We start from the raw sequence: 3,135 nt of genomic DNA on the forward strand, positions 1-3,135 counted from the left end.
CTATAATTCAAACAAGTTCTCTTACTGATTATTAAGTTCAATGCCAATTTTATTTATTCGTTTCCAAGCATGCCCATAAATCACTTCATAAGTGGCAGGTAATTTACCATCTTGGCGGTAAGATTCATACATCTTAATCATTGATTGGAATTTGTCCTTACCTGTGAGTGATTTAGAACGGGTGCTGACAGTTTGCGCACCGATGGCCTTTAAATCTCTCAATAAATCTGTTACGCTTTGGTAGGTCAAGGTTAAGTTTTCCATTTCCATTACTGGCGATTGAAAACCGCTTTGCAATAGTTGATCGCCGATGTCGTGCATATCAGTAAAGGTATTAACATGTGTTTTATTGTCAATCACTGCCCAACTTTTTTTCAATTCTTTAAGCGTATTGGGGCCAAAGGTAGAAAATAGTATTAGTCCATTATTTTTTAACACGCGATGGCATTCATTGAATAATTGATTGAGATTCGGACACCATTGCATCATTAAATTGGAAGCAATAACATCAACGCTATTGTCAGCTAAAGGTAGGTGGCTAGCATCGGCGCATAGTTTGTATGCTGACGGATTGTTTTTAAGTGATTTTTGCGCAAAATCTAAGCAGATAATTTTTGAACTTGGAAAGCGTTGCAATAAAGATTGGGATAATAAACCGGTGCCTGCGCCCAAATCCAAAATAACATCAGTATTGCTAGAAATTACTTCTAATTTTGCATCAAGGCGTGTGGCAATTTCCTTTTGTAAAAATGCATGTTCATCATATCGAGATGATGCTTTATTGAATGCTGATCTTATTTCAGACACTTTTCAAACGCATTGGCAATATTTTGCATTAAGGCAGGATATTGCGAGACACCTTGAGTTTGCTTAAAGCCAATAATATCAATGCTTTCATGTTTCATGTTGAGGTTTTCAATAATATTGCTGACTCTTTTTGGTGTAATTTCTATGGTTGATACTAAGCATTGAGCGTTTTTAGAGCGGATGATTTTTCTGGCGTTTAAAATATTTTTGACGCTTGGTTTTTGTTCATGATTATTTACCACTATGGCAAGAGTGTTAAGTTGGTTTGTCTGTATAAAATTTTCAAAAGCGTTTGAATAAGTAACCATAGGAGTGTTTTGATAAGGTAGAAGTTGCTTTTTAATCTGTGTTTTGAGTGCATCTAATTTTTTATTGAATACTGATAAGTTTGACTGATATATTAAACGATTGTCAATATCAATTGCAATTAACTTATTTGTTAATCTTGTTGAAAATTTTTGTATGGCATTAATATTCAGCCAAATATGATAATCTTCTTTATGAGCTCCATGATGTTCGTGCTCTTCGTGCTTATTGTTGAGCTGTTGAGTTGGTTTTTCAACAACATATAACTTACGCTGAGTATCAATATTATCAAGTACTTTAACAATCCCTTCTTCAATACTTGGGTGTGCAGAAATAAGTAAATCTGCTTGACCCACCAAAGACATTTGCGAGGGTTTAAGATGAAAATGATGTGGCGATTGATTGTCTTTTATGAGTAACTTTGGCGTAGTCACACCTTGGGTGATATTGCTAACAATTGAGTGGATGGGTTTAATACTAACAACAATATTAGGTGTTGCTAGTGCATTGACACTCATTAGAAAAAAGATTAAAGCGATGCGTAACATAATAATACTGTTCTTAATAAAAGACCAAGATTATACTACTTTTGGCAAGTAAATATTGCGCGCAGAGGTGCTGGCAAACCTTCAACAGTTAACTTATCATTATTAGGATCTAAAAAATCTTTGATTGATTGTGTGTTATTGCCAATCCAATGTGTGGCGCGTTGTTCTTGTGGCGTGGTTTTTGTTATATCTAGTAGTTTAATGTTTTTAAAACCGACTTTTTTTAACCAAGTGTGGATTGTATCCGTTGATGGTAGACACCAAACATTACGCATTCTGGCATAACGGTCTTTGGGAATAATTTGTTTGCCATGTTTTTTGTCAATAATCAAAGTTTCTAAGACCAGTTCTCCATCATCTACTAGTAGAGTTTTGAGTTGTTGCAAGTGTAATAAATGGTCTTTTTGATGATACAAAACGCCCATTGAGAACACTGTGTCAAATACTGCTTCTTTCGGCATTTGTTCCAGTTTGAGCGGTAGAACAAATGCATTTGGTGGATTGTTAATGAGGGTGTGAATGGACATAAACTGATAGTTAAATAGTAAAAATGGCTCAATGCCTAGTGCTATTTGCGCGCCCGATAGAGCCATTAAATAAGTAAAGTAACCATTACCAGAGCCGACATCTAATACAGTTTTCTCCTTGAGTGGTTGAATATGATTTTTCAATCTATCCCATTTCATATCACCACGCCATTCGCTATCTAGTTGTAGGTCTCCTATTTGATAAGGACCTTTACGCCATGGCGTTAGTTTTTTTAAAGATTGTTGTATTAGTTTAGTATCACTGTTTGAAGTGTTGATATTTATATAAGGGGGTTGATAATTAACCCCACCTTTGTTGTGTTTTTTGAGTTCATCAATAGCGCTTTCCCATTTAGCTATATTGCCATTATTAACAGCCAGTGCTTGTTTTGATGTATCAAGCAATTCCTCATATATAGAGGATAACTTTGATTGCGCACATGTTTTTATAAAATTATTAATCATAGGAGTTATAGTAATATAAAATGCACTAGTAAGATAACATTTTAATCAATAGGAGAAAGAAAGTAATGAAAAATATTTTAATATTAGTAGGGGCGTTAGTTTTGTCAGTAAGTGTTATTGCGGGTGGTGATGAGCGTGATAGAGGTCCAGTAGAGTCATTGGATGCAATGGCACCAACTACTGAAAAATCTGCTGGCAATCAAGAGCCAAAACTCACAGTAGGTGGTAAAGCGGTATCTGTTCGTGCACATATTGCTTGTCAAGGTAAGATTGGTTTATCTGAAAGTAATATTGCTATTTTTAAAAAGGCGCAATCTGGTGGTTATTTATATAATACAGGTCCAATTGAATCGCTTGGTACAGTATTCTCTCCTAAGAGATGGGATGCATACTTGGATTGTGTAGAAGTGCATGGTGGTTAATACTTAAATTAACACAGACACAATAAAAAAAAAAAATAAAAAAGCCCGCATTAGCGGGCT

At 35.0% G+C, this 3,135-nt stretch carries 4 protein-coding genes; 1 reads left to right on the forward strand and 3 read right to left on the reverse strand.

The features are described 5' to 3' along the window. Positions 1 to 21: 21 nt before the first annotated feature. The 3 genes from bioC to cmoB are packed head-to-tail and all read right to left on the reverse strand — an operon-like array spanning position 22 to position 2,653. Entirely contained in the window at positions 22 to 807 is a 786-nt protein-coding gene (bioC, locus tag BAZSYMA_RS04510; protein ID WP_090716070.1) for a malonyl-ACP O-methyltransferase BioC, read from the reverse strand. Next, positions 795 to 1,661 (reverse strand): metal ABC transporter solute-binding protein, Zn/Mn family, encoded by an 867-nt coding sequence (locus BAZSYMA_RS04515; protein ID WP_090716072.1) that lies wholly within the window; start codon positions 1,659 to 1,661, stop codon positions 795 to 797. Before BAZSYMA_RS04515 ends, bioC begins: the two co-directional genes overlap by 13 nt. Positions 1,662 to 1,696: 35 nt before the next feature. Continuing rightward, positions 1,697 to 2,653: a tRNA 5-methoxyuridine(34)/uridine 5-oxyacetic acid(34) synthase CmoB gene (gene cmoB, locus BAZSYMA_RS04520; protein WP_090716074.1), complete on the reverse strand. Its 957-nt coding sequence runs from the start codon at positions 2,651 to 2,653 to the stop codon at positions 1,697 to 1,699. Between the two features lie 65 nt (positions 2,654 to 2,718). On the opposite strand from cmoB, the gene BAZSYMA_RS04525 reads away from it, so the two are divergent. Continuing rightward, a complete protein-coding gene (locus BAZSYMA_RS04525; RefSeq protein ID WP_090716076.1) occupies positions 2,719 to 3,075 on the forward strand; it encodes a hypothetical protein in 357 nt (118 codons plus the stop codon). The last annotated feature ends 60 nt before the right edge of the window (positions 3,076 to 3,135 follow it).

Origin of the sequence: Bathymodiolus azoricus thioautotrophic gill symbiont, from assembly GCF_001298715.1 — a bacterium.
Classification (GTDB): domain Bacteria; phylum Pseudomonadota; class Gammaproteobacteria; order PS1; family Pseudothioglobaceae; genus Thiodubiliella.

What these genes read in the sequence shown, in the direction of transcription:
- cmoB (WP_090716074.1), bottom strand. Translation starts at nt 2,653, where the DNA reads ATGATTAATAATTTTATAAAAACATGTGCGCAATCAAAGTTATCCTCT.
- BAZSYMA_RS04515 (WP_090716072.1), bottom strand. Translation starts at nt 1,661, where the DNA reads ATGTTACGCATCGCTTTAATCTTTTTTCTAATGAGTGTCAATGCACTA.
- BAZSYMA_RS04525 (WP_090716076.1), top strand. Translation starts at nt 2,719, where the DNA reads ATGAAAAATATTTTAATATTAGTAGGGGCGTTAGTTTTGTCAGTAAGT.